The sequence below is a fragment of the uncultured Oxalicibacterium sp. genome (assembly GCF_913776015.1).
Classification (GTDB): Bacteria; Pseudomonadota; Gammaproteobacteria; order Burkholderiales; family Burkholderiaceae_D; genus Oxalicibacterium.
In genome coordinates this window covers 14,175-38,901 of record NZ_CAJYMD010000001.1, presented here as the reverse complement: position 1 = coordinate 38,901, position 24,727 = coordinate 14,175, and the positions used below count along the sequence as shown (strand labels likewise).

Annotated in this window: 27 protein-coding genes; 19 read left to right on the top strand and 8 right to left on the bottom strand. The window is 56.1% G+C overall.

From position 1 onward, the window contains the following. The first annotated feature begins 13 nt into the window (after nucleotides 1–13). Both eno and ftsB read left to right on the top strand, forming a co-directional pair. Nucleotides 14–1,297, top strand: a complete 1,284-nt coding sequence (gene eno, locus QZ725_RS00210; protein WP_293775435.1) for a phosphopyruvate hydratase — start codon at nucleotides 14–16, stop codon at nucleotides 1,295–1,297. Between the two features lie 73 nt (nucleotides 1,298–1,370). After that, entirely contained in the window at nucleotides 1,371–1,709 is a 339-nt protein-coding gene (ftsB, locus tag QZ725_RS00205) for a cell division protein FtsB (protein ID WP_293775434.1), read from the top strand. A 183-nt stretch (nucleotides 1,710–1,892) separates the two neighbouring features. On the opposite strand, the gene hslO is transcribed toward ftsB, so the two are convergent. Both hslO and QZ725_RS00195 read right to left on the bottom strand, forming a co-directional pair. Next, nucleotides 1,893–2,825: an Hsp33 family molecular chaperone HslO gene (gene hslO, locus QZ725_RS00200; RefSeq protein ID WP_293775433.1), complete on the bottom strand. Its 933-nt coding sequence runs from the start codon at nucleotides 2,823–2,825 to the stop codon at nucleotides 1,893–1,895. A gap of 2 nt (nucleotides 2,826–2,827) precedes the next feature. Then, nucleotides 2,828–3,352, bottom strand: coding sequence for a gamma carbonic anhydrase family protein (locus tag QZ725_RS00195; RefSeq protein WP_293775431.1), 525 nt, complete (start codon nucleotides 3,350–3,352; stop codon nucleotides 2,828–2,830). Nucleotides 3,353–3,605: 253 nt separating this feature from the next. On the opposite strand from QZ725_RS00195, the gene QZ725_RS00190 reads away from it, so the two are divergent. The 13 genes from QZ725_RS00190 (at nucleotide 3,606) to QZ725_RS00130 (ending at nucleotide 13,380) form a co-directional block, all read left to right on the top strand. After that, nucleotides 3,606–4,424 (top strand): ferritin-like domain-containing protein, encoded by an 819-nt coding sequence (locus QZ725_RS00190; RefSeq protein WP_293775430.1) that lies wholly within the window; start codon nucleotides 3,606–3,608, stop codon nucleotides 4,422–4,424. A 125-nt stretch (nucleotides 4,425–4,549) separates the two neighbouring features. Further along, a complete protein-coding gene (locus QZ725_RS00185; RefSeq protein WP_293775429.1) occupies nucleotides 4,550–4,780 on the top strand; it encodes a hypothetical protein in 231 nt (76 codons plus the stop codon). A gap of 78 nt (nucleotides 4,781–4,858) precedes the next feature. Next, complete coding sequence (locus tag QZ725_RS00180; protein WP_293775428.1) at nucleotides 4,859–5,050, top strand: hypothetical protein; 192 nt, start codon at nucleotides 4,859–4,861, stop codon at nucleotides 5,048–5,050. Nucleotides 5,051–5,170: 120 nt separating this feature from the next. Beyond that, nucleotides 5,171–6,043 (top strand): alpha/beta hydrolase, encoded by an 873-nt coding sequence (locus QZ725_RS00175; RefSeq protein ID WP_293775427.1) that lies wholly within the window; start codon nucleotides 5,171–5,173, stop codon nucleotides 6,041–6,043. A 98-nt stretch (nucleotides 6,044–6,141) separates the two neighbouring features. Beyond that, the gene (locus QZ725_RS00170) at nucleotides 6,142–6,978 is read left to right on the top strand and encodes a 3',5'-nucleoside bisphosphate phosphatase (RefSeq protein ID WP_293775426.1); all 837 of its coding nucleotides are present in this window, start codon (nucleotides 6,142–6,144) and stop codon (nucleotides 6,976–6,978) included. A gap of 163 nt (nucleotides 6,979–7,141) precedes the next feature. Beyond that, the gene (gene htpX, locus QZ725_RS00165; protein ID WP_293775425.1) at nucleotides 7,142–8,017 is read left to right on the top strand and encodes a protease HtpX; all 876 of its coding nucleotides are present in this window, start codon (nucleotides 7,142–7,144) and stop codon (nucleotides 8,015–8,017) included. A 60-nt stretch (nucleotides 8,018–8,077) separates the two neighbouring features. After that, nucleotides 8,078–8,701, top strand: a complete 624-nt coding sequence (locus tag QZ725_RS00160) for an L-threonylcarbamoyladenylate synthase (RefSeq protein WP_293775423.1) — start codon at nucleotides 8,078–8,080, stop codon at nucleotides 8,699–8,701. 38 nt (nucleotides 8,702–8,739) lie between these two features. Continuing rightward, nucleotides 8,740–9,396 carry a site-2 protease family protein gene (locus tag QZ725_RS00155; protein WP_293775422.1) on the top strand — a complete coding sequence of 219 codons (657 nt, stop codon included), beginning with the start codon at nucleotides 8,740–8,742 and terminating at the stop codon, nucleotides 9,394–9,396. Nucleotides 9,397–9,399: 3 nt separating this feature from the next. Beyond that, nucleotides 9,400–9,996, top strand: coding sequence for a class I SAM-dependent methyltransferase (locus QZ725_RS00150; RefSeq protein WP_293775421.1), 597 nt, complete (start codon nucleotides 9,400–9,402; stop codon nucleotides 9,994–9,996). A 60-nt stretch (nucleotides 9,997–10,056) separates the two neighbouring features. Continuing rightward, nucleotides 10,057–10,935: a 4-hydroxy-tetrahydrodipicolinate synthase gene (dapA, locus tag QZ725_RS00145; RefSeq protein ID WP_293775420.1), complete on the top strand. Its 879-nt coding sequence runs from the start codon at nucleotides 10,057–10,059 to the stop codon at nucleotides 10,933–10,935. 72 nt (nucleotides 10,936–11,007) lie between these two features. After that, nucleotides 11,008–12,162, top strand: a complete 1,155-nt coding sequence (gene bamC, locus QZ725_RS00140) for an outer membrane protein assembly factor BamC (protein WP_293775418.1) — start codon at nucleotides 11,008–11,010, stop codon at nucleotides 12,160–12,162. Nucleotides 12,163–12,222: 60 nt separating this feature from the next. Further along, nucleotides 12,223–12,996: an MBL fold metallo-hydrolase gene (locus tag QZ725_RS00135; protein ID WP_293775416.1), complete on the top strand. Its 774-nt coding sequence runs from the start codon at nucleotides 12,223–12,225 to the stop codon at nucleotides 12,994–12,996. Between the two features lie 6 nt (nucleotides 12,997–13,002). After that, entirely contained in the window at nucleotides 13,003–13,380 is a 378-nt protein-coding gene (locus QZ725_RS00130; protein ID WP_293775415.1) for a hypothetical protein, read from the top strand. 247 nt (nucleotides 13,381–13,627) lie between these two features. Here QZ725_RS00130 and QZ725_RS00125 read toward each other — a convergent pair whose 3' ends face one another. Next, nucleotides 13,628–14,752 (bottom strand): cupin domain-containing protein, encoded by a 1,125-nt coding sequence (locus QZ725_RS00125; RefSeq protein ID WP_293775413.1) that lies wholly within the window; start codon nucleotides 14,750–14,752, stop codon nucleotides 13,628–13,630. Nucleotides 14,753–14,868: 116 nt separating this feature from the next. Here QZ725_RS00125 and QZ725_RS00120 point away from each other — a divergent pair, with 116 nt between their 5' ends. Beyond that, entirely contained in the window at nucleotides 14,869–15,405 is a 537-nt protein-coding gene (locus QZ725_RS00120) for a peptidylprolyl isomerase (protein ID WP_293775412.1), read from the top strand. A 91-nt stretch (nucleotides 15,406–15,496) separates the two neighbouring features. Here the strand turns inward: QZ725_RS00120 and QZ725_RS00115 are convergent, their stop codons facing one another. Both QZ725_RS00115 and mutS read right to left on the bottom strand, forming a co-directional pair. Further along, a complete protein-coding gene (locus tag QZ725_RS00115; protein ID WP_293775411.1) occupies nucleotides 15,497–16,444 on the bottom strand; it encodes a hypothetical protein in 948 nt (315 codons plus the stop codon). Beyond that, nucleotides 16,441–19,044, bottom strand: a complete 2,604-nt coding sequence (mutS, locus tag QZ725_RS00110) for a DNA mismatch repair protein MutS (protein WP_293775504.1) — start codon at nucleotides 19,042–19,044, stop codon at nucleotides 16,441–16,443. The genes QZ725_RS00115 and mutS overlap by 4 nt, the downstream gene beginning before the upstream one ends. 465 nt (nucleotides 19,045–19,509) lie before the next feature. On the opposite strand from mutS, the gene QZ725_RS00105 reads away from it, so the two are divergent. Then, entirely contained in the window at nucleotides 19,510–19,845 is a 336-nt protein-coding gene (locus QZ725_RS00105; RefSeq protein WP_293775410.1) for a VOC family protein, read from the top strand. A 157-nt stretch (nucleotides 19,846–20,002) separates the two neighbouring features. Here QZ725_RS00105 and QZ725_RS00100 read toward each other — a convergent pair whose 3' ends face one another. Both QZ725_RS00100 and QZ725_RS00095 read right to left on the bottom strand, forming a co-directional pair. After that, nucleotides 20,003–21,379: a DEAD/DEAH box helicase gene (locus tag QZ725_RS00100; RefSeq protein ID WP_293775409.1), complete on the bottom strand. Its 1,377-nt coding sequence runs from the start codon at nucleotides 21,377–21,379 to the stop codon at nucleotides 20,003–20,005. A gap of 229 nt (nucleotides 21,380–21,608) precedes the next feature. After that, on the bottom strand, nucleotides 21,609–22,406 hold the full coding sequence (locus tag QZ725_RS00095) for an inositol monophosphatase family protein (RefSeq protein ID WP_293775408.1): 798 nt from the start codon (nucleotides 22,404–22,406) through the stop codon (nucleotides 21,609–21,611). A gap of 151 nt (nucleotides 22,407–22,557) precedes the next feature. Between QZ725_RS00095 and QZ725_RS00090 the strand changes: the two genes are divergently transcribed. Continuing rightward, complete coding sequence (locus tag QZ725_RS00090) at nucleotides 22,558–23,331, top strand: RNA methyltransferase (RefSeq protein ID WP_293775407.1); 774 nt, start codon at nucleotides 22,558–22,560, stop codon at nucleotides 23,329–23,331. A 109-nt stretch (nucleotides 23,332–23,440) separates the two neighbouring features. On the opposite strand, the gene lexA is transcribed toward QZ725_RS00090, so the two are convergent. Continuing rightward, nucleotides 23,441–24,097: a transcriptional repressor LexA gene (lexA, locus tag QZ725_RS00085; protein ID WP_293775406.1), complete on the bottom strand. Its 657-nt coding sequence runs from the start codon at nucleotides 24,095–24,097 to the stop codon at nucleotides 23,441–23,443. 254 nt (nucleotides 24,098–24,351) lie between these two features. Here lexA and rpsF point away from each other — a divergent pair, with 254 nt between their 5' ends. Beyond that, the gene (gene rpsF / locus QZ725_RS00080; RefSeq protein WP_293775405.1) at nucleotides 24,352–24,717 is read left to right on the top strand and encodes a 30S ribosomal protein S6; all 366 of its coding nucleotides are present in this window, start codon (nucleotides 24,352–24,354) and stop codon (nucleotides 24,715–24,717) included. The last annotated feature ends 10 nt before the right edge of the window (nucleotides 24,718–24,727 follow it).

Below are 24,727 nucleotides of genomic sequence, written 5' to 3'. Positions count from 1 at the left end.
AGGAGAAAAATAGATGAGTGCAATTGTTGACATCATTGGCCGCGAAGTAATCGATTCGCGCGGTAATCCAACCGTTGAATGCGACGTGCTGCTGGAATCAGGCGTCATGGGCCGCGCAGCGGTACCGTCGGGCGCATCGACCGGCTCGCGCGAAGCGATCGAACTGCGTGATGGCGACAAGAGCCGTTACTTCGGCAAAGGCGTGTTGAAAGCCTGCGAAAACATCAACACCGAAATCTCCGAAGCCATCATGGGTCTTGATGCCAACGAACAGGCTTTCCTCGACCGCACCCTGATCGACCTCGACGGTACCGAAAACAAGGAACGCCTCGGCGCGAACGCCACGCTGGCCGTTTCGATGGCTGTGGCAAAAGCCGCTGCCGAAGAATCGGGCCTGCCGCTGTATCGCTATTTCGGCGGCTCGGGCGCGATGCAGATGCCGGTACCGATGATGAACGTCATCAACGGCGGCGCACACGCCAACAACACGCTGGACCTGCAAGAGTTCATGATCATTCCGGTCGGCGCGCCAAGCTTCCGTGAAGCAATTCGCTACGGTGCCGAAGTTTTCCATACGCTGAAGAAAATCATCAACGACAAGGGCTTGTCCACCGCGGTCGGTGACGAAGGCGGTTTTGCGCCTTCCGTCGAAAACCATGAAGCTGCCATCAAGCTGATCCTGCAAGCAATTGAACAAGCCGGCTACGAGCCAGGTCGTCAGATCGCGCTCGGTCTGGATTGCGCTGCCAGCGAGTTCTACAAGAACGGCAAGTACGAACTGCACGGCGAAGGCTTGACCTTGTCGAGCAACGACCTGACCAACCTGCTGGGTACCTGGTGTGACAAGTACCCGATCATCTCGATCGAAGACGGCATGGCCGAAAACGACTGGGAAGGCTGGGCTACTCTGACCGCTGCACTCGGCAAGAAAGTCCAGTTGGTCGGTGACGATCTGTTTGTGACCAACACCAAGATCCTGCGTGAAGGCATCCAGAAAAACATCGCTAACTCGATCCTGATCAAGATCAACCAGATCGGTACGTTGACCGAAACCTTCGCTGCCATCGAAATGGCCAAGCGTGCCGGTTACACGGCGGTGATTTCGCATCGTTCGGGCGAGACCGAAGATTCGACGATTGCCGATATCGCGGTCGGTACCAATTCGCTGCAGATCAAGACCGGCTCGATGTCGCGTTCGGATCGCATGGCGAAGTACAACCAGTTGCTGCGTATCGAGGAAGATCTGGGCGACATCGCTACCTATCCTGGTCGCGACGCGTTCTATAACCTGAAGTAATCGTACGATCGGCCATGCAATTGCATGGCCGATCTTTTGTTCACAGTCGGTAGTTTATGTTTGTCTTTTTGCGATGCGCCTGATCATTCTCAGCCTTGCATTTCTGGTGGTGTTGATCCAGTACCCGCTCTGGCTGGGAAAGGGCGGTTGGCTGCGTGTGTGGGATCTCGATCATCAAGTGCAGGATGCGCGCAAGAAGAACGATGAACTGCGCGCACGCAATGCCAAGCTAGGTTCCGAAGTGCAGGATTTGAAGGATGGCACGGGTGCCGTCGAGGAACGTGCGCGTTTCGAGCTCGGTATGATCAAGGAGAACGAAGTGTTCGTGCAGGTCATTGATCCGAACAAGCGTTCGACTTTCGTGGCAATTCCACCGCCGCCAGTTGAACCGAAAAAGGAAAAGAAGAATTAAAAAACGCGCCCAGGGCGCGTTTTTTTTTGTCTGCCAAATGAGTAAGTGAGGTGGCAGATGCGCAAGCCAACGTAGCTCGTCATGCTGGCTATACGGTGGGCAGGGCAGGTTGTGCAAGTAGGCTATACATTTGACTACCTGGAGCCACGACAACAATCAGGTGATTGTGGCGGCGCTGTGCTTTTAATGCCGTTGCTCGTTCGCTGGCAACATCGTTTCCACTGGCGAGGCATCGACAAACAGTTGCGCGCAATCGACACGGTCGAATTCGTAATGCTGCCCGCAGAAGTCGCAATCGATTTCGAGCTTGCCGAGTTCTTCAACGGCTGATGCCACTTCCTCTTCACCCAGCATTTTCAGCATGGCACCAACCTTGTCGCGCGTGCATGAGCATTGGAATTGCGGATGACGAGGATCGAAGACGCGAATGGTTTCTTCCCAGAACAGGCGGCGCATCAGCGTTTCGATATCGGTACTCAGCAATTCCTCGCGTCGCAGCGTTTGCGCCAGCATGACACTGCGTTCCCAGGTAGCGAGATCGTCGGAATCACCTTGCGTGTCGGACGTGCCGCCTTCACGTGGCAGTTTTTGCAGCAGCAGGCCGCGTGCTACGTGATCGTCGGCTGCCAGCCAGAGCTTGGTGTCGAGCTGTTCCGAACGCAGCATGTAGTTTTCGATGACGATGGCGACCGATTCACCGCTCAGCGGCACGATGCCTTGATAGGCTTGCTGGCCCGGCAGTTTGTCTTTCGGATCGAGTGTAATAACGAAGCGACCTTCGCCGTGTGCATTGACGAGATCGGTAAGGCTGGCATCGTCAGCCACGCTCACGCCTTCCGCGAGTTTGGCGGTGGCGCGCAGATTCAGATCGGAATCACATTCGACGACGAGCAGGCGTACCGGGCCGTCGCCATGAATCTGCATGACGATCACGCCATTGAACTTGAGATTGGCCGACAGCAGGGCGGCGGCTGCGACCATTTCGCCAAGGACGGTCTTGACGGCAGGCGGGTAGTCGCGGTGCTGTTGAATGTGTTGCCAGGTGGCCGATACATCCACCAGTTCGCCGCGCACGGCGCTGTCTTCGAACAGAAATTTTTGCAGCAGATCTGCCATGGTTATCCTATTTTCTTCAATTGTGTTTTGAATAGACGACTGCGCTCGGCGTAGCTGTCGGCAATGCGGCGCAGGTTGGCGATTTCAGTTTCATCGAGCGTGCGCAAGACGCGTGCCGGCGTACCGATGATCAGGCTATTGTCGGGAAAGGATTTGCCTTCGGTGACGAGCGCGCCAGCCCCGACCAGACAGTTTTTGCCGATACGTGCGCCGTTGAGAACGATGGCTTGAATGCCGATCAGCGAACCTTCGCCAATCGTGCAGCCGTGAATCATTGCCTGATGGCCGACGCTGACGTTGTCTTCCATGTTGATCGGGAAGCCGGGGTCGGCATGCAGCACGGCACCTTCCTGCAGATTGCAGTTGCGCCCAATGACGATGTCTTCATTGTCGCCGCGTACCGTGGATTGGAACCAGACGCTGGAATCCTCGCCAATCGTCACGCGACCGACCACGGTTGCCGAATCGGTCACGTAGGCCGATTCAGCAATGTTTGGGACGTGTTCGCCTAATTGGTAGATTGACATGGTTTCAGTAGAATGATGCGCTACACGATGTAGCCTTGCGCTGATTGGGGCTTCGTCTGATGCTGTACCGCCGTGCTGGCTATGGGCTGCTCAGCGCCTGCCTTGCCAACCCAGATGGGGACGGCGACAGAAATCGAAAGGGCCGGCGTACTCGACAGGACAAGTGGCGGCACGCTTGCATCATGTGTCGCCGCGACAAAGCCGTTATTTTACGTTACCCATGACAGATTCTTCTTCCTTCGCTGCAAACGCCATGGCATTGCCTTTCAAGGAATTGCGCGAAGCGGCGTTGTGCCTGCTGGTCGAGTGTGATCCGGGCATCAAGGCCGGGCAGACGATTGCCCTGGCAAAGGCATGGGCGGAAGGTGGCATCACGCTCGATACGGTTGCGCAACTGCTGCCGTCGGCACCGATTCCCGGACGCCCGGCGCATCCGATTTTGTTGCCACCCAAGGATGTGGCGCGGCGCGCCATGCATACGCCCGAGGGCAGGGCGATTGCCATTCATGCCTTGACGCATATCGAGTTCAACGCGATCAACCTTGCCTTGGATGCGATCTGGCGCTTCGCGGACATGCCGCACGATTACTACGCCGACTGGTTGAAGGTTGCCGCTGAAGAGGCTTTGCACTTCTCGCTGCTGGCGGCGCATTTGCAGCGTTTGGGTTACGCCTATGGCGATTTTTCAGCGCATAACAGTCTGTGGGAAATGACCGAAAAAACGGTGGGCGACGTGCTGGCCCGCATGGCATTGGTGCCGCGCACGATGGAAGCACGCGGGCTTGATGCATCGCCGCCGATGCGCGCCAAACTGGCACAAGCTGGTGATGCCGAGGCAGCGGCCATTCTCGACATTATCCTGCGCGATGAAATTGGCCATGTTGCAGTCGGCAACCGCTGGTATGCCTTTCTATGCGCGCAGCGAGGCCTGGAGCCGGTTTCCACCTATCGGCAGTTGTCGCGCCATTACAAGGCACCTATCGTCCGTGGGCCGTTCAATCTGGCAGCACGGCGCGCCGCCGGCTTTAGCGAGGCCGATCTGGCCGATTTGCTGTCGGCAGCACAGTCGTGACGAAATAACAACGTTACACCTTGTTACCGAGTTGCAAGAACTTGGGAAAAAGATCACAGTCAAATTGGTGCGTGACGATGCAAAGTCACCGCATCGCGGACGCACGAATCTATGAAGGGATCATGATGAATACTAAAAAAACCTTGATGGCAGTACTGGCAGTTAGCGCATTGGCATTCGGTCTTGCCGCATGCCAGAAGAAGGAAGAAGGACCGGCCGAGCGTGCAGGCAAGAAGATTGATGAAGCCACCGCAACGGCGGCGGAAAAGGTCGAAGAAGTCACCGCCAAGGTCGGCGAGAAGATGCAGGAAGCAGGAAAAGAAATCCAGAAAGCTGCAGACGACGCAAAGAAATGAAAACAAGCGAGGTAGCGGAGTCGATCCGTCCTCGCCAATGATGTCTTCCCATTCCCTCATCCTGAAAGGATCATTACCATGAATACCAAGAAAACCTTGCTGTCCCTGATCGCTGTTGGCTTGCTGGCTGTTGGTTTGAGCGCCTGTCAGAAGGAAGGTCCTGCAGAGCGCGCCGGCAAGCAGGTCGATAACGCCGCAGCCAGCGCTGGCGAGAAAATGAAAGAAGCAGGACAAGATATCCAGAAAGCCGCAGACGACGCCAAGAAGTAAATGTTTTGCTGGCTGCGCGCATCGATGCTCAAACATCGATGCGCGTATTTTTTTGTAATTGCGCGCGCGATGCCGTGACGGCTTTAGTGCGCGCCAGACAGGATGAACGAATTGCAGGATATGAAGCCTTCCCGTTCGGAATGGATTACCTTGCGGGGTTTGCGGTATCACGTGCGCCATTGGGGCGACGATGGGGCACCTATCGTCGTCATGTTGCATGGCTGGATGGATGTGTCGGCCACTTTCCAGTTTCTGGTTGATGCCATGCAGGCGCGCGTACACTTCATTGCGCCGGATTGGCGCGGTTTTGGTGGCACGGCGCATGCGCCCGGCGGTTACTGGTTTCCCGACTATCTGGCCGATCTGGATGCACTGCTGGCGCACTATGCGCCTGATGCGCCGGTCGATTTGCTCGGGCATAGCCTCGGTGCGAATGTGGCCGGCGTGTATGCCGGGGTACGTGCAGACCGCGTGCGTCGCCTGATTCTTCTGGAAGGATTCGGCATGCCGGCGACCCGCCCGGAGCAGGCACCGGGACGCTATGGGCAATGGCTCGATGAGTTGCGCAATCCGCCTGCCTTGCGGAGCTATGCCGACCGGGACGAAGTGGCGCGCCGACTGCAGAAAAACAATCCGCGCCTGACCGATCGTCGCGCCGCATTTCTGGCCGGCCATTGGGCAGCGCCCGATATGCGCAGTGCGTGGGTGTTGCAGGCCGACCCCCGCCATCGGTTGTCGAATCCGATGCTGTATCGTCTCGACGAAGTCCTGGCTTGCTGGCAGGCCGTGCGTGCGCCCGTGCTGTGGGTGGATGCTAAGGAGAGTGAACTGATGCCACGCTTTGGCGATGCCGGGCAGGCAGATGCAGAAATCGCGCGACGCAAGGCGCATTTCGGTAACGTGATTTCGCTGCGCGTGCCGGATGCCGGCCACATGTTGCATCACGACCAGCCGGAACAGATTGCGCGTGCCGTTGACACTTTCCTGGAATGATTTTTGCGGGATGAGAACAATGAGGTATGGCATTGCTTCCGGTAAGGATGAAGCAATACCCGTACAATCATGTCTGTTGTCTCACCGAGTTGAAAACGATGTTGAATTTTGATCTGCACTGCCATTCCACCGTGTCCGATGGCACGCTGTCGCCTACCGATCTGGCGGCGCGCGCCAAACGTAATGGCGTGGATGTGTGGGCAATGACGGATCACGATGAGGTTGCCGGCATTGCCGAGGCACGTGCTGCTGCGAAGGCACTGGATCTGCCGTATGTAACGGGCGTGGAAATCTCGATCACCTGGGCGTCGCAAACTGTGCATATCGTCGGCTTGCAAATTGACGAAACCAATCAGACGCTGATCGATGGCTTGGCCGGCATGCGTGGTGGGCGCGAAAACCGCGCACGCGAGATGGCGGCGCAATTGGAAACAGTTGGTATTCATGGCGCGTTCGAAGGCGCATTGAAATTTGCCGGCAATCCCGATCTGATTTCGCGCACGCACTTTGCGCGCTACCTGCTTGAGCTTGGGGTCTGCAAGGATCTGTCCGAGGTGTTCAGCAAGTACCTGGGGGAAGGCAAGGCGGGCTTCGTGCCGCATCGCTGGGCGACTTTGTCGGACGCCATGCAGTGGATACGCGGTGCGGGTGGCATTGCCGTGATTGCCCATCCGGGGCGCTACAAATTCGATGACACGGCATTCGATGCCTTGTTCGCCGAATTCAAGGACCTTGGCGGTACGGCCATCGAAGTGACGACCGGCAGCCACACGGTGGACCAGTATGAGGAATATGCGCGCGTGGCCAACCGTTTCGGCTTTCTTGCCTCGCGTGGCTCCGACTTCCACGGTCCAGGCGAATCGCGTGTCGATATCGGCACCTTGCCGCCTTTGCCAAAGAGTGTAAAACCGGTCTGGCACGACTGGACGATCTGATTTTTTGCGGGCGTTTCATTGAGCCGGAGGATGGTTTCCGGTATCTTGCGCCCTTGAAATTCGCGATTGCGATCGCATTTGAAGACCGCATTCGGATAAAGCGCAATGTGCGACTCGACCGAATCTCCGCGAATCCCGTTTAATACCCGATGGAGGCAATTGAATGAAACGGATCCTGTTGTTTATCGCAACCAATATCGCCGTGATTGCGGTGATGTCGATCGTCCTGTCCGTGCTGGGCGTCGATCGCTTCATGACGCAGTCCGGGCTGAACCTGCCGATGCTGATGGTGTTCTCCCTGGTGGTTGGTTTCACGGGTTCGATCATCTCGTTGCTGATCAGCAAGCCGATGGCCAAGTGGTCAACGGGTGCTCGTGTGATCGATTCGCCGTCGTCGAGCACCGAATTGTGGCTGGTCGATACGGTGCGTAAATTGTCGGATCGCGCTGGTATCGGCATGCCGGAAGTGGCTGTCTATGACGGCGAACCCAACGCATTTGCCACCGGTGCTTTCAAGAATTCTGCCCTGGTAGCGGTTTCCACCGGTTTGTTGCAAAGCATGACGAAGGAAGAAGTCGAAGCCGTGCTGGCACACGAAGTGGCGCACGTTGCCAATGGCGACATGGTGACCATGACGCTGGTGCAAGGTGTGGTGAACACCTTCGTCGTATTTCTGGCGCGTGTGGTTGGCTATTTTGTTGATCGTGCCATTTCGCGCAACAGCAATAGCGAGGGGCAAGGCATCGGTTACTTTGTGACGGTCATGGTTTGCCAGATCGTGTTCGGTATTGCCGCTTCGGTGATCGTTGCCTGGTTCTCGCGTCATCGCGAATATCGTGCCGATGCCGGTGCTGCCAAACTGATGGGTAGCCCGCAACCGATGATGAAGGCGCTGGCGCGTCTTGGTGGCATCGAGCCAACCCCGCTGCCGGAAAACCTGAAGGCTTTCGGTATCAGCGATCGACCAGGCTTTACCGCACTGTTCTCGACGCACCCACCGATTGAGCAACGTATTGCCGCTTTGCGTAATATTCAATAATTGTTTTGACGAAGGATCACTGGCGGCGGTGGCCCGACGGCTGCCGCCGCCATTATTTTCATGAGCCAATTTTTTCAGATTCATCCCGACAATCCGCAAGCGCGCCTGATCGCACAGGCGGCGAAAATCGTGCGTGAGGGCGGCATCGTCGCCTTGCCGACAGATTCCTGCTATGCGCTGGTTTGTCACCTCGATGACAAGGACGCCGTTACGCGCTTGCGCCGGATTCGCAATGTCGATGACAAGCATCATCTGACCTTGCTGTGCCGCGACCTGAGCGAGATCGCCAACTATGCGCGCGTGGACAATCAGCAGTACCGCATGCTCAAGGCGGCAACACCGGGACCGTACACCTTCATTCTTGAAGCAACCAAGGAAGTGCCGCGTCGCGTCAGCCATCCGTCGCGCAAGACCATCGGCCTGCGTGTTCCCGAGAATGCTATTGCCCATGCCTTGCTGGGCGAGCTGGCACAGCCTTTACTTGGCACGACCCTGATTTTGCCGGGCGATGACGGCCCGCTGACCGATCCTGACGAGGTGCGCGAGCGTCTCGAAAAACTAGTTGATCTGGTGATTGATGGCGGTGCCTGTAGCCTGGAACCGACGACCGTGATCGACATGACCGGCGCGCAGCCGGAATTGCGGCGTCAAGGGCGGGGCGATGCCAGCGCGTTTGGCCTTTGATAGTCGACTCCATTACCTGATCATCCAAAGACTTTGCCATGAACGACCTCATCCAGACGTTTTCCGTCTATGCCTTGCCGATTGTGTTTGCAATCACCTTGCACGAAGCGGCGCATGCTTACGCAGCCAAATATTTCGGTGACAACACAGCTTATGCGCAAGGACGCATGAGTTTGAATCCGATCAAGCATATCGATCCGATCGGTACCTTGCTGATCCCGATCGCGCTGTATTTTGCCGGCAGTCCTTTTCTGTTCGGTTACGCCAAGCCGGTACCTGTGGTGTTCGGCAATTTGCGCAATCCGAAAAAGCAGATGGCATTCGTTGCGTTTGCGGGGCCGTTGGCAAATCTGGTCATGGCGCTGGGTTGGATGCTGCTTGGTATTTTCCTTGCGGCTATCGGTTCGCAAGAGGAATTTCTGATGCGCATGGCACAAGCCGGCGTGCTGACCAACCTGGTGATCTTTGCCTTCAACCTGTTCCCGGTGCCACCGCTGGATGGCGGACGTATCGTGACCAGCATGCTGCCGAATCGTTACGCATATAAATTTGCCAAGCTGGAACCTTACGGGTTTTTCATCGTGATCGGATTGGTCATTCTGAAAGTTCTGCATTACTGGATGGTGCCGGTCATGGCCGCCGCAGGAAAATTGCTGCAAATGCTGGTTTTCCCGCTCACGTTTTTACTCACCTGAATCATGGGCGAACTCGGCAAGAAACCCGATCTGCACGAAGCGCAGGGCCAGCCTTCGGGCTGGGTACAGCGTTTTGCCGGCCTCATTCCTGCGGGGGAAGTCCTCGACCTGGCGTGCGGGGCAGGGCGCCACAGTCGGCTGATCGCCGGACTTGGCCATTCGGTGCTGGCGGTGGATCGCAATCCTGAAAGCCTGGCACTGGTGCACGGCGAAGGAATTCAAACGCTTGCGCTGGATCTGGAAACGGGAGATAGCGCGCGCTCATGGCCTTTTTCAGCAGGACGTTTCAGCGGCATTATCGTCACCAATTATCTGCATCGGCCGTTATGGTCCTTGCTGGCCGATGGCCTCGCGCCGGGTGGCGTCTTGATTTATGAGACTTTTGCCATTGGCAATGAACAGTTTGGCAAGCCGTCCAATCCCGATTTTCTGCTGGCGCGCGGCGAATTGCTGTCCGTGGCGCGCGATTACGGTTTGCATGTCATCGCATTCGAGGATGGCTGCGTTACCTCTCCCAAGCCGGCGATGCTGCAACGCATTTGCGCGGTGAAGTCGGGCGCTCAGCAAGTCGGTGGAATCGGGCATTTTGTCCTGAATTGATCCACACGATTGGGCTATCCGCTACAATCACCTATTCTTCATTTTTTTCGCTCAACTATCATGATTCAGGGCAGCATTCCCGCAATCGTTACTCCCATGCACGCAGACGGCTCTCTCGATTTGCCGGGACTGCGCAAGCTGATTGACTGGCACATCGCCGAAGGTACGGATGGCATCGTTATTGTCGGCACGACCGGCGAATCGCCGACCGTTACCGTGGAAGAGCATTGCGAACTGATCCGTGTTGCGGTTGAGCACACCGCCAAGCGCATCCCAATCATCGCCGGCACTGGCGGCAACTCGACTGTTGAAGCGATCGAACTCACGCAGTTTGCCAAGGATGTCGGTGCCGATGCATCGTTGCAGGTTGTACCGTACTACAACCGTCCTACCCAGGAAGGCATGTACCAGCATTTCAAGAAGATTGCCGAAGCGGTCGATCTGCCGGTGATTCTGTACAACGTGCCGGGCCGTACCGTGGCCGACATGTCCAACGAAACGATTTTGCGTCTCGCGCAGGTGCCGGGCGTGATCGGCGTCAAGGACGCAACCGGCAACATCGCACGCGGTTGTGATCTGATCCGTCAGGCACCGAAGGAATTCGCCGTCTATTCGGGCGACGATCCAACTGCGATGGCTCTGATGTTCTGTGGCGGTAAAGGCAATATTTCCGTTACGGCCAACATTGCACCGCGTGCCATGCATGACTTGTGCGATGCGGCGATGAATTTGCGTGTGGCCGAAGCGATTGCCATCAACAACAAGATGTTCCCGCTGCATAACAAGCTCTTCGTCGAACCGAATCCTGTTCCCCTCAAATGGGCAATGGCTGAAATCGGTTTGATTCCGCCGGGTATGCGCCTGCCTATCGTGCCATTGGCCGAGCAGTATCACGAAGTCGTGCGTGCGGCGATGCGCGAATCGGGTGTATTACAATAAGCGACTGACCTGATTCGCCGATTGCAGCAGATCTGAATCGGGTCCCCAATTTACTTTCGGAAGATTGATTACATGGCTCAACGTAGCTTCGCAAAACACGGCGTGATTTACGCGCTTGCGCTTACCAGCCTGGTCGGATGCAGTTCGATCAATTCCATGCTTGAACCGAATCGCATGGATTACAAGAGCGAGACTCCGCAAAACAATACGTCGAAGCTCGAAATTCCACCGGATTTAACGCAGCTGCAACGTGACAATCGCTACGCCTTGCCTGATGCAAATCGCGGTAGTGCCACAGCCTCCGCCTACAATGCCCAGCAAACCGCTCGTCCAGTCGAGCAGGCTGCGGCTGTTGCACCAAGCCAGCTGGCAGATGTGCGGATCGAACGTAGTGGTTCGCAACGCTGGTTGGTCGTCAATCAGGCGCCTGAAGTGTTGTGGCCACGTATCAAGGATTTTTGGCAAGACAATGGTTTCCTGATCAATATCGATTCGCCGGATACCGGTGTGATGGAAACCGATTGGGCGGAAAACCGTGCCAAGATTCCACAGGATTTCATCCGCCGCAATCTCGGCAAGATTTTCGATTCGTTCTACTCGACGGGCGAGCGCGACAAGTTCCGTACGCGTCTGGAACGTGGCCCGAACGGCACCACTGAAATCTATCTAAGTCACCGCGGTGCTGAAGAAGTGCTGACGGGTCAGGACAACGAGCGTACGGTTTGGACGGCGCGTCCTTCCGATCCGGAACTGGAAGCCGAATTCCTGTCGCGCCTGATGGTGCAGTTGGGCGTGGAAGAGAAACGTGCCAAGGCATCTGTCGCCAACGTCGCACCACAAGCATCGCGCAGCAAACTGGCGCAAGGGGTGCAGGGGACGTATGTGCAGGTCGATGAAGGCTTTGATCGTGCATGGCGTCGTGTCGGCCTGGCCCTGGATCGCGTCGGTTTCACGGTAGAAGATCGTGACCGTTCGCAAGGTCTGTACTTCGTGCGTTATGTGGATCAGGGTGACGATGCGCAGGCTACGCAGAAGAAAGGCTTCTTCGGCAATCTGTTCTCGTTCGGTTCCAGCAAGGATAAAGACAAGGCGGCAGCCCGTTATCGCATTTCGGTGAAGGGCTCTGCTGATTCCAGCCAAGTGACGGTTCTGAATAACGAAGGTCAGGTTGAAACATCGAAAACCGGCCAGCGTATTCTGAGCCTGCTGAACGATCAGCTCAAGTAAGCTGGTTACGATTCTCGTTTTCCTCTTCGTACCCACAGTTGCTGCTGACGAGGTTGTGCATTGAAATTTGCCAGCCTCGGCAGTGGTAGCGAAGGTAACGCGCTTCTTCTGTCTGCCGGTTCCGGTACGACACAATCATTCGTGATGCTCGATTGCGGATTCACCGTTCGGGAAACTGAACGGCGTCTTGCAAAACGCGGTGTCGTTCCCGAGCAGTTATCCGCTATCGTCGTTACGCATGAGCATCACGATCATGTCGGCGGTGTGTTCAAGTTCGCCCGACGCCACCGTATTCCGGTCTGGATGAGTTGTGGCACGCATCGTGCGGTGGCTGATCGTTGCGAAGATGTAGAGCTGCATTTCTGCGGCGATGGCGACGTGGTGGAGATTGGCGATCTGTGCCTGCGACCCTACACCGTGCCGCATGATGCCAATGAGCCGATTCAGTATGTCGCTACGGATGGTGCACGCAAGCTCGGCGTATTGACAGACGCCGGCCATGGTACGGCACACATGATCGCGGCACTGGACGGTTGCGATGCACTCTTGCTCGAATGCAATCACGATGTGCACATGTTGCAGACTTCGGCATATCCATCATTTCTCAAACAGCGCATTGCTGGCGACTATGGGCATTTGTCCAATACCGCGGCAGCGGAAATTCTGGCGTCCCTAGACCGTTCACGTTTGCAGCAGGTTATTGCAGCGCATTTGAGTTCGACGAACAACACGCCGGCCCTCGCTCATGCCGCGCTTAATGCTGTCGTGGGCCAGAGTGCGCTCATTGAGATTGCCGGTCAGCAAGAGGGCTTCAACTGGATCGAAATCGCGTAATGTGACTTGGCAGCAATTTGCTTAATAAAAACAGACAATAAAAAAGCCGACCTGAGGTCGGCTTTTTTACTTCGGAGAAATCCGAATTATTTTGCAGGAGCTGCTGGGGTTTCAGCGGCTGGTGCTGCAGGAGCTTCGGTTGCAGGAGCTGCTGGAGCTTCTGCTGCAGGAGCTGCTGGGGTTTCAGCGGCTGGTGCTGGAGCTGCTGCTGGAGCTTCTGCTGCTGGTGGGGTTACGACTTCAACTTTAGGTGCTTCTTCTTTTTTGCTGCAAGCGGTCAAAGCGATAGCAAACAGGGAGGCGATCAGCAGGGATTTGGTCATGATTTATCTTTCAAATAAGTCAATGGTTAATTGCAATATGCAACGTTTTTTACGGCGATGAATAATTACCGGTAATTAATCGCTCTTAGGTGGCTGTTGTTGTACGAACCTTGCTGCGGTGCGATGCAACCAAGCTTCCTAACCGAGAATTATAGCGCTGTTTTTTGCTTATGACACAACGCTTTTTTGTATTTGGTTAAGAGCGATGGTGATATTGACAACCTTTGCACCAAAAGATTCCCGATATCGCTATGACATTGTTTTTAAACAACTTATCTTAACCATTTCATCACTTTTCTCTCACGTTTTTACGCTTCGAGCCAGCTGAGCCAGCCATCTGTGAACCAGGTATGGAGCGCGTCAATGACATCATCCGAAGCAAAAGATATTTTCTCTGCGGAAATCATGCGTTCGTTGGCCAGCACGGCGAGAATGCCCAGATCATCCGACTCGACCTCGAACGACGTGCCGTTGATAAAGATATACGGATCGCGATACAGCATTTGTGATTTGCGTTCCAGCTTGACACCACGTTTTTTTGCCTGTTGTAGAAACTTGGCACGCGACAGTGCCGGCGGTGCCTCGAAAAACACATTCGATTTGGGTTCTGAGAGATATTCGCCGAGGAACAGGGCGATATCTTCCGACGTAAAACGCACCTTGTTGATCTCGCTCGAGATGCGCGTCAGCATGGTCTTGCTGATTTCAGCCGGTTGATTGCTCGGTTTCAGATCAGGGTCGGCGTAGCGACCCGGCAAATCGATGGTGTCGATCATGGATTCGAGAAACGCCTCGCCCAGTTCCTGATAGGAAGGTGCACGAAAACCGATGGAGTACGTCATGCATTCATCCATCGCTGTTCCTTCGTGCGCATACTGCGGTGGCAGGTAGAGCATGTCGCCGGGGGCAAGGATGAATTCTTCTTCGGGCTGGAAATTCTTCAGGATTTTCAGTGGTACGCCATCGACCAGCGACAGGTCTTCCTGCGCGCTGATGCGCCAGCGGCGATGACCGTGCGCTTGCAACAGAAAAACATCATAGGAATCGAAATGGGCACCGACGCCGCCGGTCTCGGTGGCATAACTGATCATCAGGTCATCCAGACGTGTATTCGGAATGAAGCTGAACTGGCGCATCAGCGCATCGGCAGCATCATCATGCAGGTTGACGCCTTGTACCAGCAGCGTCCAGTTTTTTTGCGTCAGGGGCGGCACGGCCTCGAATGGGCCACTTTCCATTTCCCATTGTTTCCCGGTATGCGTGATCAGGCGCGATTCCACGTCTTCACTCTTGACCAGTGCAAACAGTTCGTCGCGTGACAGCAATGGCTTGAAATCGGGAATGGCCTGGCGGATCAGCAAGGGCTTCTTGTGCCAGTAATCGCGCAGGAATTCGGCAGGGGTGATATTCCCCAGAAGAGTCAGTTTTTTCATGGCGGCATTATAGGACAGCACTTCCGGCCTGCGCGTAGCTTGCATAAAAATCACCGAGTCGAGGCAAACAGGTAGGCACGGTTATAATGTCAGGATTAGAACGAAAGGATCACAACATGCAGATTGCCAAGGATACGGTTGTTACCGTCGAATACACATTGTCGGACGCGCAGGGAGAAGTGATTGAAGACGGTCGCGAGCCGATGGTCTATCTGCACGGCGGCTATGAAAACACCTTGCCAAAGATCGAGGAAGAGCTTGATGGCAAGGCGGTCGGTTACGAAAGCACGATTCAGGTCGAGCCTGAAGATGCATTTGGCGATTATGATCCCGAGCTGGTCAAGATCGAACCACGCAATCGTCTGCCATCGCCACTGGAAGTCGGCATGCAGTTTGAAGGTTCGCCGGAAACGCCCGACGATGATGAAATCCCTGTCATTTTCACCGTGACCGATATTGCCGAAGATAAGGTCGTGCTGGATGGCAACCATCCGCTGGCCGGCATGGCATTGCGTTTTCGTTTGAAGGTGACCGAAGTACGCGCTGCGACCGAAGAAGAAATCGCGCACGGTCATGTGCATGGAGCGCATGGTCATCATCACATCGATGATGACGAAGAGGGTGATCAGTTCCGCAGCCATCCGCTGCATTGATCGCGCCATTGCGTTTGTCAAAGAGGATGCTGCGGCATCCTTTTTTATTGCGCGCTTAATTGGACGGTATCGGCCTGGGACGATAGTCGGATCAGCGTTTGCCGTTATCAGTGCGTGGTGTGATGGCGAACAGTGGTTTTGCCGACGGCGTTACTGATAATCGGGTCCAGCCCGGATCGACGCGCACGGCACCGATATTGTCTTTCCAGACGATGGTGTGACGCGCGGCATTGCGGTCGGCATCGGGATCGCTATGGACGATCAGGATCTGTCCGTGGAAATCCTTGGCGGCACGGGCGATCTGGCGACGGATGTCGGCGAAGCCTTCACGTTTCTCGCTGGAGAAGAAGCCTGTTGTTTGCGCCCGGTGCGCCATCGGATTGGCATCGGTGAACAACACGATGCCTTGCAGTTTGTTGCCCTTGGCGGTGATGAACAGACGCTTGATCCAGTCCGTATTGGCAACCTGACGATCTTCGTATTCGCTGTTGCGGCCGGCCGCATTCAGAAAATTGTTGTTGTTGGCTGGCAGGTTGATGGTGGCGAACAACACGTCGCCAATACGCCATTGCATGTTTTCGGCATACAGACGGAACGAAGGAATGGCCGATTGTCGGATCAGTGGCAGCTTGCTGTCGCCGAACGAGAACTCATCGACAAAAAACATTTCGCGCAGGCGTGCAATGCGCTCGACGGCAATGGTGCGGTTGCGCGCATTGACGCAGCGTGCCCAGTCGCTGGCGGCGAGTGAAACGATCAGCCCGTTTTTTGCACTTTCGAACAGGGAACGTCTTTCCTGATACAGCTTGTCATCGCAGGCTTCGTTGTCCGCCTTGATGCCATTGACGACTACAAAGGCAAGATTGTCACGATCAGTTTGATGAATCGCTTCTCTGACTGCATTTGCCCCTGTCGATGCCGAGGATGGTTTGGCGATCACGGCGAAGCTGAATGGCTCGCCAGCATATGTCAGTCCAGGCAGCAGCAAGGACAGCGAGAACAGCCGTGAAGTCAGCAGGCGGAGGAATGGCTGTTTCATGAGCGCGGCGTGTTGCCGATTTCCTTCAGTCGATACAGCGCATCCAGTGCTTCTCGTGGGGTGAGTGCGTCCGGGTCCAGCGCGGCCAACGCATCTTCGACAGGCGAAGGCTGCGGCTCGGTTGCCTCCTCTTCATAGGAGACGTTTCCCGGCTCGGTGAACAGATCGAACTGCGGTGTCGGTTGCATGGAACCCGCTTCAAGGTCGGCAAGATGCTTGCGTGCCGCCCGAATTACCGGTTGCGGCACGCCAGCCAGCTGGGCGACTTGCAGGCCGTAGCTTTGCGAAGCGGGGCCGGGTTGTACCGCATGCAGGAAGACGATGCGGTCCTTGTGTTCCACTGCGGAAAGATGGACGTTGGCTGCCGGTGGGTGCAGTTCGGGCAATTGCGTCAGTTCGAAATAATGCGTTGCGAACAGTGTGAAGCTTTGTGTCTGCTCGATCAGGTGACGCGCAATCGCCCACGCCAGAGCCAAGCCGTCGAAAGTGGACGTGCCGCGTCCGACTTCATCCATCAATACCAGCGAATGGGCCGTAGCGCCGTTGAGAATGGCTGCCGATTCCGTCATTTCGACCATGAAGGTCGAGCGACCTCCTGCCAGATCGTCGGCCGCGCCGATACGCGTGAAGATGCGATCGATTGGGCCGATGGTGGCGCTGCTGGCTGGCACGAAGCTACCGACGTAAGCCAGTAGCGTAATCAGCGCAACTTGCCGCATGTACGTCGATTTACCGCCCATGTTAGGGCCGGTGATCAGCAGCAGTTTGCGTTCGTGATTGAGCATGCAGTCGTTGGCGATGAACCGTTCAATGTGGTTTTCGACAACGGGATGGCGTCCTTGTTCGATTCGAATCGTCGGATCGGCGACCAGTTGCGGTGCGCACCAGTTATGGCGGATCGCATGATCGGCCAGCGCAACCAGCGTATCGAGTTCCGCCACGGCACAGGCAATCGCTTGCAAAGCGGGAATGTGTGCAGCCAATTGCACCAGCAACTGTTCGTACAGCAGCTTTTCGCGCGTCAGTGCGCGTTCCTGCGCGGACAGGGCCTTGTCTTCGAAGGCTTTGAGTTCGGGCGTGATGTAGCGTTCGGCATTCTTGAGTGTCTGGCGGCGGCGATAGTCATCCGGCACCTTGTCGGTCTGGCCGTGCGTAACCTCGATGTAGAAGCCATGCACCTTGTTGTATTCGACGCGCAAATTGCTGATGCCCGTGCGTTCGCGTTCGCGTGTTTCAAGATCAACCAGGAACTGGCCGGCATTTTCGGAAAGCGCGCGTAGTTCATCGAGTTCGGCATCGTAGCCACGCGCAATCACACCGCCATCGCGCACCATGGCAGCGGGTTCCATCGCAATCGCGCGCTCGATCAGATCGAGACAGTCGTTGGGCGTGGCAAGTGATTGATGCAGTTGCTGGAGTAAAGGCGCGTCGGCGTCCTTGTTGCACATCGAGACATAGGCGCGCAACGAAGGCAGTTGTTGCAAGCCGCCACGCATACCGGCCAGATCGCGCGGGCGCGCGCTCATCAGCGCAATGCGTGTGGTAATGCGTTCGATATCCGGCACCGAGGCCAGCGTCGAGAACAGTCCCGAGGTGGCATCACCGCGCATCAAGGCATGGATGGCAGCGTGGCGCGACTTGGCTACATCCTGCGTGCGCGGTGCGTGGTGCAGCCAGTGGCGCAAAAGGCGCGAACCCATCGATGTACGACAGTGATCGAGCAGGGAAAAGAGGGTGGCGCTCGATTGTTCCGGACCGCGAATGGATTCGGTCAGTTCCAGATTGCGACGCGTGGCAGCATCGAGTCCGATGTATTCGTCTTCATTTTCGACCACGAGGGTGCGCACATGCTGCAAGCCGCGTCCCTGTGTGGATTGTGCGTAGCGCAGCAAGGCGCCCGCGGCACCGATCGCGGCTGAGAGCGATTCGGCGCCGAAGCCGCTCAGCGTCGCAACCTGTAACTGTTCATGCAGTGATTTGGTACCTTGTGCGAGATCGAAATGCCAGTCGGGTACGGTGGTATTGCGTGCAAAAGGATAGTCGCTGAATGGTGTATCGATGCTGCCTGGTACCAGAATTTCTGCGGGAGCAAGGCGTTCCAGTTCATGCCGCAGGCGTGCATCGGCTTGTGAGGTATCGCATGAGAATTCCATCATGCGCAGTGCGCCGCTGGCCATCGAAAGCCATGCCATACCGACAGTGATGCCGCGTCGCTGGTTGACAGCGTAAAGCGCCAGCAGGGGCTGTTCGGATTTTTCCGGCAGCAAATCGGCATCGCTGAGGGTACCGGGTGTGATAACGCGAATGACCTTGCGCTCGACCGGCCCCTTGCTGGTGGCGGGATCGCCAATCTGTTCGCAGATGGCGATTGATTCGCCGAGTTTGACGAGCTTGGCCAGATATTGTTCGACAGCGTGAAAGGGGACGCCCGCCATCTTGATCGGCTGACCATTGGAACTGCCGCGCTGCGTGAGCGTAATTCCCAGCAGGCGTGAAGCTTTTTCCGCATCCTCGAAAAACAGTTCGTAGAAATCGCCCATGCGATAGAACACCAGCGTGCTCGGATAATCCGCCTTGATGCGAAGGTATTGCTGCATCATGGGCGTGTGCGCACTTTTCGCCTCGCCGGATTGATTGGGTGTCGCGATGTTTTTTTCAGCTGTTTCAGGTGTTTTCAATGGCATATCGTCGGGTTAGGCATGTCCTGTTCGTTGCGTTCCAGGCAAGAGATCGCAATAGGGCAGGGCAAAGGATGCATGCCGCCATGCGTGCGGCTTCGAGTGACTGACAAAACCCTTCTGGCGTCGTTGCTGCGTCTTGCCGCGTCACACGTATTGTTTGCAATACGCCTGACCAGAATCGCTGCGCCGGATTTTGTTCGCCACTCTTGATGGAGCAGTATTGTATACATGCCACTGGCCGCCGACCAACTGTCCACCAATCTGATTGACTTGCCAGGTAACGGTTCCTAAGCTGTGATCACCTACTTTGCCTGCGAAGAGAGTTTTTCCATGCCGGCAGCAGCGCCTTATCCATTTCCCGTTTTTACGGAAGGAACGCCGATCATGTCCATCACGCTGTTACTGCGTTGCCACGACATGGACAAAACCGCAGAGTTTTACCGCAGCGTTCTCGACTTTCGCGTGACCGTTGCGGCAGGGACGCTCACGGTGGAAAAGCATGGCGGTCGGATTGTTTTCACCGATCGGGATTTGTGGAATGTGCCGTTGACGTGCTCCGGCACGATGTATTTCACGGTACCGGATATCGAAGCCTATTATTCGCGCCTGGAAGACAAGAACATCGTCGTATGGCCGATTCAGGAAATGTCCTATGGGGCAACCGAATTCGGCGTTGTGGATTGCAATGGGTATACGTTGGCGTTTCAGCAGCTAGTGTGATGCCTGTAATTGAGATCGCGGTTTTGCCAGCGATCTTGCAGGTCGTGCGATATAAGTCGTCAGGGCAGTTGTTCTGCTTGTTCGGTATTTTTTGAATATCGCCAACTGCAAAAAAGCCTTCACTGGCAAATGCCATGTGAAGGCTTTTTGATTCCTGTCAGCGACCGCCGGAGCGATGCTGCGATGGTTGGCGCGAGCCGTTGCCAGTACCTGGTGGCTTGCCTTGTCCGCTGCGTGCAGCTTGTCCACCCGGTTGCGGATTGCTTGATCTTCCGCCTGCCTTGTTGCCACTGCCGCCACCCGCATTGCCGCGCGACTGTTGCGGGCGACGTCCGCCGCCACCGTGGCCATGACTGCGCAGCTGAATCGGCTGTGCCTTGGCGTTCGGATCCGGCTCGAAGCCTGCAATGACTTCGGTTGGCAACGTGCGCTTGATCAGTTTCTCGATGTCTTTGCGCATGTTGTGTTCGTCTACGCATACGAGCGACACCGCTTCGCCCGTCGCACCGGCACGGCCCGTGCGGCCGATACGGTGAACATAATCTTCCGGCACGTTGGGCAGGTCGTAGTTGACGACATAAGGAAGCTGATCGATATCGATGCCGCGTGCCGCGATATCGGTGGCAACCAGCACTTGCAGGCTGCCATCCTTGAATTCGGCTAGTGCCTTGGTACGTGCGCTTTGGCTCTTGTTGCCGTGAATCGCCATGCCGCTGATGCCATCCTTGCCCAGTTGTTCGACCAGACGATTGGCACCGTGCTTGGTGCGCGTAAATACCAGTACCTGATGCCAGTTGCGGGTCTTGATCAGATGCGCAAGCAAGGGATGCTTGCGGTCGCGATCGACCGGATGGATTTTCTGATCGATGACTTCGACGGTGGAATTGCGACGCGCCACTTCGATCGTGGCGGGTGAGTCGAGCAGGCCATCGGCGAGTGCCTTGATCTCATCGGAAAAGGTAGCCGAGAACAGCAGGTTCTGACGTTTGGGCGGCAGCGCGGCGAGCACCTTGCGGATATCGCGGATGAAGCCCATGTCCAGCATGCGATCGGCTTCGTCGAGCACCAGAATTTCGATCTTGTCGAGATTGACGGTGCCTTGCTGCATGTGATCGAGCAGACGACCTGGCGTGGCAACGAGAATATCGACGCCATGCTTGAGCAGCTTGATCTGTGGATTGATGCCGACACCGCCAAAGATGACGGCTGAATTCAGGTTCAGGTACTTGCCATAGATTTGCACGCTTTCTTCGACTTGCGCAGCAAGTTCACGCGTTGGCGTCAGCACCAGTGCGCGGATCGCACGCGGCGCAGTTTTGTTGGCATGTTGCTTGCCGGTAGTGGACAGGCGATGCAATACGGGTAAGGTGAAGCCGGCGGTCTTGCCGGTGCCGGTTTGTGCGCCGGCGAGCAAGTCACCACCGTGCAGTACGGCGGGAATTGCTTGGCTTTGAATCGGTGTAGGTTGGGTGTATCCCTGTTCGGTTACGGCGCGAACAATGCCTTCGGCCAGGCCGAGGTCAGCAAATGACATGAAAACTCTTAAGGAAAAATCGGCCTGTCGCCATGGATGGCGCCAGTCTCAGGCAAACGGATGGGAGAAAGTCTTGATGGACGCGCGGCTGGCAGACTGGAGAGGCGCCGCGTGGGGCAAGTATAACAGCAGGCTTGCTTGTGTGCTCAGTAATGACCCGCGCTGCTACAGATGGGGTAATTCGTACTGACGGGCATCATGCTTCCCATGATGCCCGTATGGCCATGGCTTATTTCTTGGCGAATTCGCTGAGGTGTGACACCAATTGTGCAAAGATTTTCGGTGAACCGGCGAGTACATCGCCCTTGTACAGGTAGTCTGATTCGCCTTCGAATGTGCCGACGATGCCACCCGCTTCGGTGATCAGCAGCGAGCCTGCTGCGATGTCCCACGGCTGCAAACCTTTTTCGAAGAAACCGTCGAGACGACCTGCGGCAACGTAAGCCAGATCGAGTGCAGCGGAACCGGGGCGGCGCAGACCGGCGCAGCTTTGCGTCATGATCTTGAACATCTTCATATATTGATCGATGTTGTCGCCCTGACGGAATGGAAAGCCGGTACCGATCAGTGCATCGGCCATCTTGTCGCGACGCGTGACGCGAATGCGTTTCTCGTTCAGGAAGGCGCCAGCGCCCTTGGTTGCGGTGAACAGGTCATTACGGTTCGGGTCGTAGACGACAGCTTGCGTAATCTGGCCCTTGTGCTGCAAGGCGATCGATACCGCGTATTGTGGAAAGCCGTGGATGAAGTTGGTCGTGCCATCAAGCGGATCGATGATCCAGACGAACTCTTTTTCATCGTGAAGATTGGCAGAAGCGCCGGACTCTTCGGCGAGAATGGCGTGGTCAGGGTAGGCATTCAGCAGAACCTCGATGATCGCCTGCTCGGCGGCCTGATCGACTTCGGTGACGAAATCGTTGGGCTTTTTCTCCGTAACCTTGATGCGGTCCAGATCGAAAGAAGCGCGGTTGATGACAGCGGCGGCGCGACGAGCAGCCTTGATCGCCGTGTTGAGCATGGGATGCATAGGGATTCCGTTAAAATGGCGGCGCTGCGCGCAATGCGCAAAGACACAACCTGATTTGACCTTAATGAGCGATGCGGGGAAGGCGGAGCAGTCATCTCATGCTTTTGCACTGGACCATACGCTCGTTTTCGCCGCGATCCCGCTATTTTAAATGAACCAGACTATTTCCGACACGCCTCTTTTCACGCGCCTGCGCTTCGTTCTGGTGGAAACCAGCCGTCCCGGCAACATTGGCGCTACGGCACGCGCCATGAAAAACATGGGTTTCGACGATCTGGTGCTAGTCAATCCGCGTCAGGCCGATTGCCTGCAACACGAGGAGGCGATCGCCTTTGCCAGCGGCGCGCAGGATATTCTGGCTGCGGCACGCATTGTCGGTTCGATGGACGAAGCCCTTGTCGACTGTAATTTTGCCGCTGCGGTAACAGCACGTTTGCGCGAATTTTCACCGCCGGTCATGACACCCAGAGGATTCTCGGCACATCTTCGCGAACAGGCTGGATTGAAGGCGGCGCTGGTATTCGGTAACGAGCGTTTCGGCTTGCCGAATGAGTTGGTACAGCGCTGTAACGTCTTGATCAATATTCCTGCGAATCCCGACTATTCCTCATTGAATCTGGCGCAAGCCGTGCAAGTGCTGTCCTATGAGGCGCGCATGGCAACGCAGGATGCACAGCCGCTGCAATCCGGTATCGGTTTTCAGGGGCAGGCTGCCAGCATGGCGCAGATCGAGGGCATGTTTGCGCATCTTGAGCAGGCGTTAGTGGCAATCGATTTTCTTGATCCCGAGAATCCCAAGAAATTGATGCCGCGTTTGAAACGCTTGTTTTCGCGTGCCGGTCTGGAGGAGGAGGAAGTCAATATCCTACGCGGGATGGCCAGCCAGATGCTGACCGGCAGGAAAGTCCGGCATAAGGATAAATAAAAGAGGTGGGAATAAATTAAAGAGCTGGGAAGTCGGCACGTGGCCGATCAAGCGCATTTATGCCATCTCTTGAAGTGGCAAGGCGGTTTGTCCGCCTTGCCAAGGCCGCTCAATTCCAGCTACGCATCAATCCTACGGCCAAACCTTCGAGCGCAAAGTCGTCCTGAGCCAGATCGACACGAATCGGTTCGAACTCGGGGTTTTCCGGCAAGAGCTCAACGAGAGAGCCGGATTTCTTGTAGCGCTTGACAGTGACTTCTTCGCCCAGACGGGCCACCACGATCTGTCCATTGCGTGCGCTGTCGATTTTCTTTACTGCCAGCAGATCGCCATCGAGAATGCCGGCGTCGCGCATCGACATGCCGCGCACCTTGAGCAAAAAATCTGGTTTGGCGGAAAACAGCGCAGGATCGACATCGTAGGTGGCTTCGATATGTTCCTGCGCAAGGATGGGCGAGCCTGCGGCGACGCGTCCGACCAGCGGCAGACTCAATTGCATGAGTGCAGGGTGCGGGAGTGCCATCTGCGCATGCGCGTGACGTTCGCCAGCGTGCTGATCCTTGAGGCGAATGCCGCGTGACGTACCGGGGGCAATTTCGATGGCACCCTTGCGCGCCAATGCCTGCAAATGTTCTTCGGCGGCATTGGCGGAGCGGAAACCGAGCTCGGCAGCGATCTCGGCGCGGGTGGGCGGAAAGCCCGTGTGTTCGATGGCATCGCGAATCAGATTCAGGATTTGTTCCTGCCGTGCGGTCAATTTGATCATGTCTGAATCCGAATAAGCCCAATTTGGCGGGCTGTAAATATGAACAGTCTGTATTTTTATACAGTACATGCGGTAAAGCAAGGGATTGACCCTCTTGATGCAGGAAAAATTCCCCGCCCCGTGCGGTTTTTCGGAACAAATGCGCTGAGAACATTGAGTTTTCCTATGTTTAAGCGTATAGTCGCGGGTTTTCCTCTTCCCACACCCGTCTGACGCCGGGGTGGGCGTTCTTCAAACAGTCCAAAGGAGTTTGCATGCGTCATTATGAAATCGTATTTATCGTTCACCCTGATCAGAGCGAGCAAGTGCCTGCAATGATCGAACGCTACAAAGGCATCGTCACCACCCGTGGCGGTACCGTTCACCGCGTGGAAGACTGGGGCCGTCGTCAACTGGCCTACATGATCCAGAAACTGGCAAAAGCACACTACGTCTGCCTGAACATCGAATGTGACAGCGAAACGCTGGCTGAAATCGAAACCGGCTTCAAATTCAACGATGCCGTCCTGCGTCACCTGACCGTCAAGATGAAGAAAGCTGAAACGGCTCCTTCGCCAATGATGAAGGCCGTGCAGAAGGAAGACGCTGCCAAGAACCGTACTGAGGCTCCTGCTGCCTGATAGGGCATTG

Excerpts from the sequence above, each read along its gene's own strand:
- eno (WP_293775435.1), top strand. The coding sequence starts at position 14 with ATGAGTGCAATTGTTGACATCATTGGCCGCGAAGTAATCGATTCGCGC.
- ftsB (WP_293775434.1), top strand. The coding sequence starts at position 1,371 with ATGCGCCTGATCATTCTCAGCCTTGCATTTCTGGTGGTGTTGATCCAG.
- hslO (WP_293775433.1), bottom strand. The coding sequence starts at position 2,825 with ATGGCAGATCTGCTGCAAAAATTTCTGTTCGAAGACAGCGCCGTGCGC.
- QZ725_RS00195 (WP_293775431.1), bottom strand. The coding sequence starts at position 3,352 with ATGTCAATCTACCAATTAGGCGAACACGTCCCAAACATTGCTGAATCG.
- QZ725_RS00190 (WP_293775430.1), top strand. The coding sequence starts at position 3,606 with ATGGCATTGCCTTTCAAGGAATTGCGCGAAGCGGCGTTGTGCCTGCTG.
- QZ725_RS00185 (WP_293775429.1), top strand. The coding sequence starts at position 4,550 with ATGAATACTAAAAAAACCTTGATGGCAGTACTGGCAGTTAGCGCATTG.
- QZ725_RS00180 (WP_293775428.1), top strand. The coding sequence starts at position 4,859 with ATGAATACCAAGAAAACCTTGCTGTCCCTGATCGCTGTTGGCTTGCTG.
- QZ725_RS00175 (WP_293775427.1), top strand. The coding sequence starts at position 5,171 with ATGAAGCCTTCCCGTTCGGAATGGATTACCTTGCGGGGTTTGCGGTAT.
- QZ725_RS00170 (WP_293775426.1), top strand. The coding sequence starts at position 6,142 with ATGTTGAATTTTGATCTGCACTGCCATTCCACCGTGTCCGATGGCACG.
- htpX (WP_293775425.1), top strand. The coding sequence starts at position 7,142 with ATGAAACGGATCCTGTTGTTTATCGCAACCAATATCGCCGTGATTGCG.
- QZ725_RS00160 (WP_293775423.1), top strand. The coding sequence starts at position 8,078 with ATGAGCCAATTTTTTCAGATTCATCCCGACAATCCGCAAGCGCGCCTG.
- QZ725_RS00155 (WP_293775422.1), top strand. The coding sequence starts at position 8,740 with ATGAACGACCTCATCCAGACGTTTTCCGTCTATGCCTTGCCGATTGTG.
- QZ725_RS00150 (WP_293775421.1), top strand. The coding sequence starts at position 9,400 with ATGGGCGAACTCGGCAAGAAACCCGATCTGCACGAAGCGCAGGGCCAG.
- dapA (WP_293775420.1), top strand. The coding sequence starts at position 10,057 with ATGATTCAGGGCAGCATTCCCGCAATCGTTACTCCCATGCACGCAGAC.
- bamC (WP_293775418.1), top strand. The coding sequence starts at position 11,008 with ATGGCTCAACGTAGCTTCGCAAAACACGGCGTGATTTACGCGCTTGCG.
- QZ725_RS00125 (WP_293775413.1), bottom strand. The coding sequence starts at position 14,752 with ATGAAAAAACTGACTCTTCTGGGGAATATCACCCCTGCCGAATTCCTG.
- QZ725_RS00120 (WP_293775412.1), top strand. The coding sequence starts at position 14,869 with ATGCAGATTGCCAAGGATACGGTTGTTACCGTCGAATACACATTGTCG.
- QZ725_RS00115 (WP_293775411.1), bottom strand. The coding sequence starts at position 16,444 with ATGAAACAGCCATTCCTCCGCCTGCTGACTTCACGGCTGTTCTCGCTG.
- mutS (WP_293775504.1), bottom strand. The coding sequence starts at position 19,044 with ATGATGCAGCAATACCTTCGCATCAAGGCGGATTATCCGAGCACGCTG.
- QZ725_RS00105 (WP_293775410.1), top strand. The coding sequence starts at position 19,510 with ATGTCCATCACGCTGTTACTGCGTTGCCACGACATGGACAAAACCGCA.
- QZ725_RS00100 (WP_293775409.1), bottom strand. The coding sequence starts at position 21,379 with ATGTCATTTGCTGACCTCGGCCTGGCCGAAGGCATTGTTCGCGCCGTA.
- QZ725_RS00095 (WP_293775408.1), bottom strand. The coding sequence starts at position 22,406 with ATGCATCCCATGCTCAACACGGCGATCAAGGCTGCTCGTCGCGCCGCC.
- QZ725_RS00090 (WP_293775407.1), top strand. The coding sequence starts at position 22,558 with ATGAACCAGACTATTTCCGACACGCCTCTTTTCACGCGCCTGCGCTTC.
- lexA (WP_293775406.1), bottom strand. The coding sequence starts at position 24,097 with ATGATCAAATTGACCGCACGGCAGGAACAAATCCTGAATCTGATTCGC.
- rpsF (WP_293775405.1), top strand. The coding sequence starts at position 24,352 with ATGCGTCATTATGAAATCGTATTTATCGTTCACCCTGATCAGAGCGAG.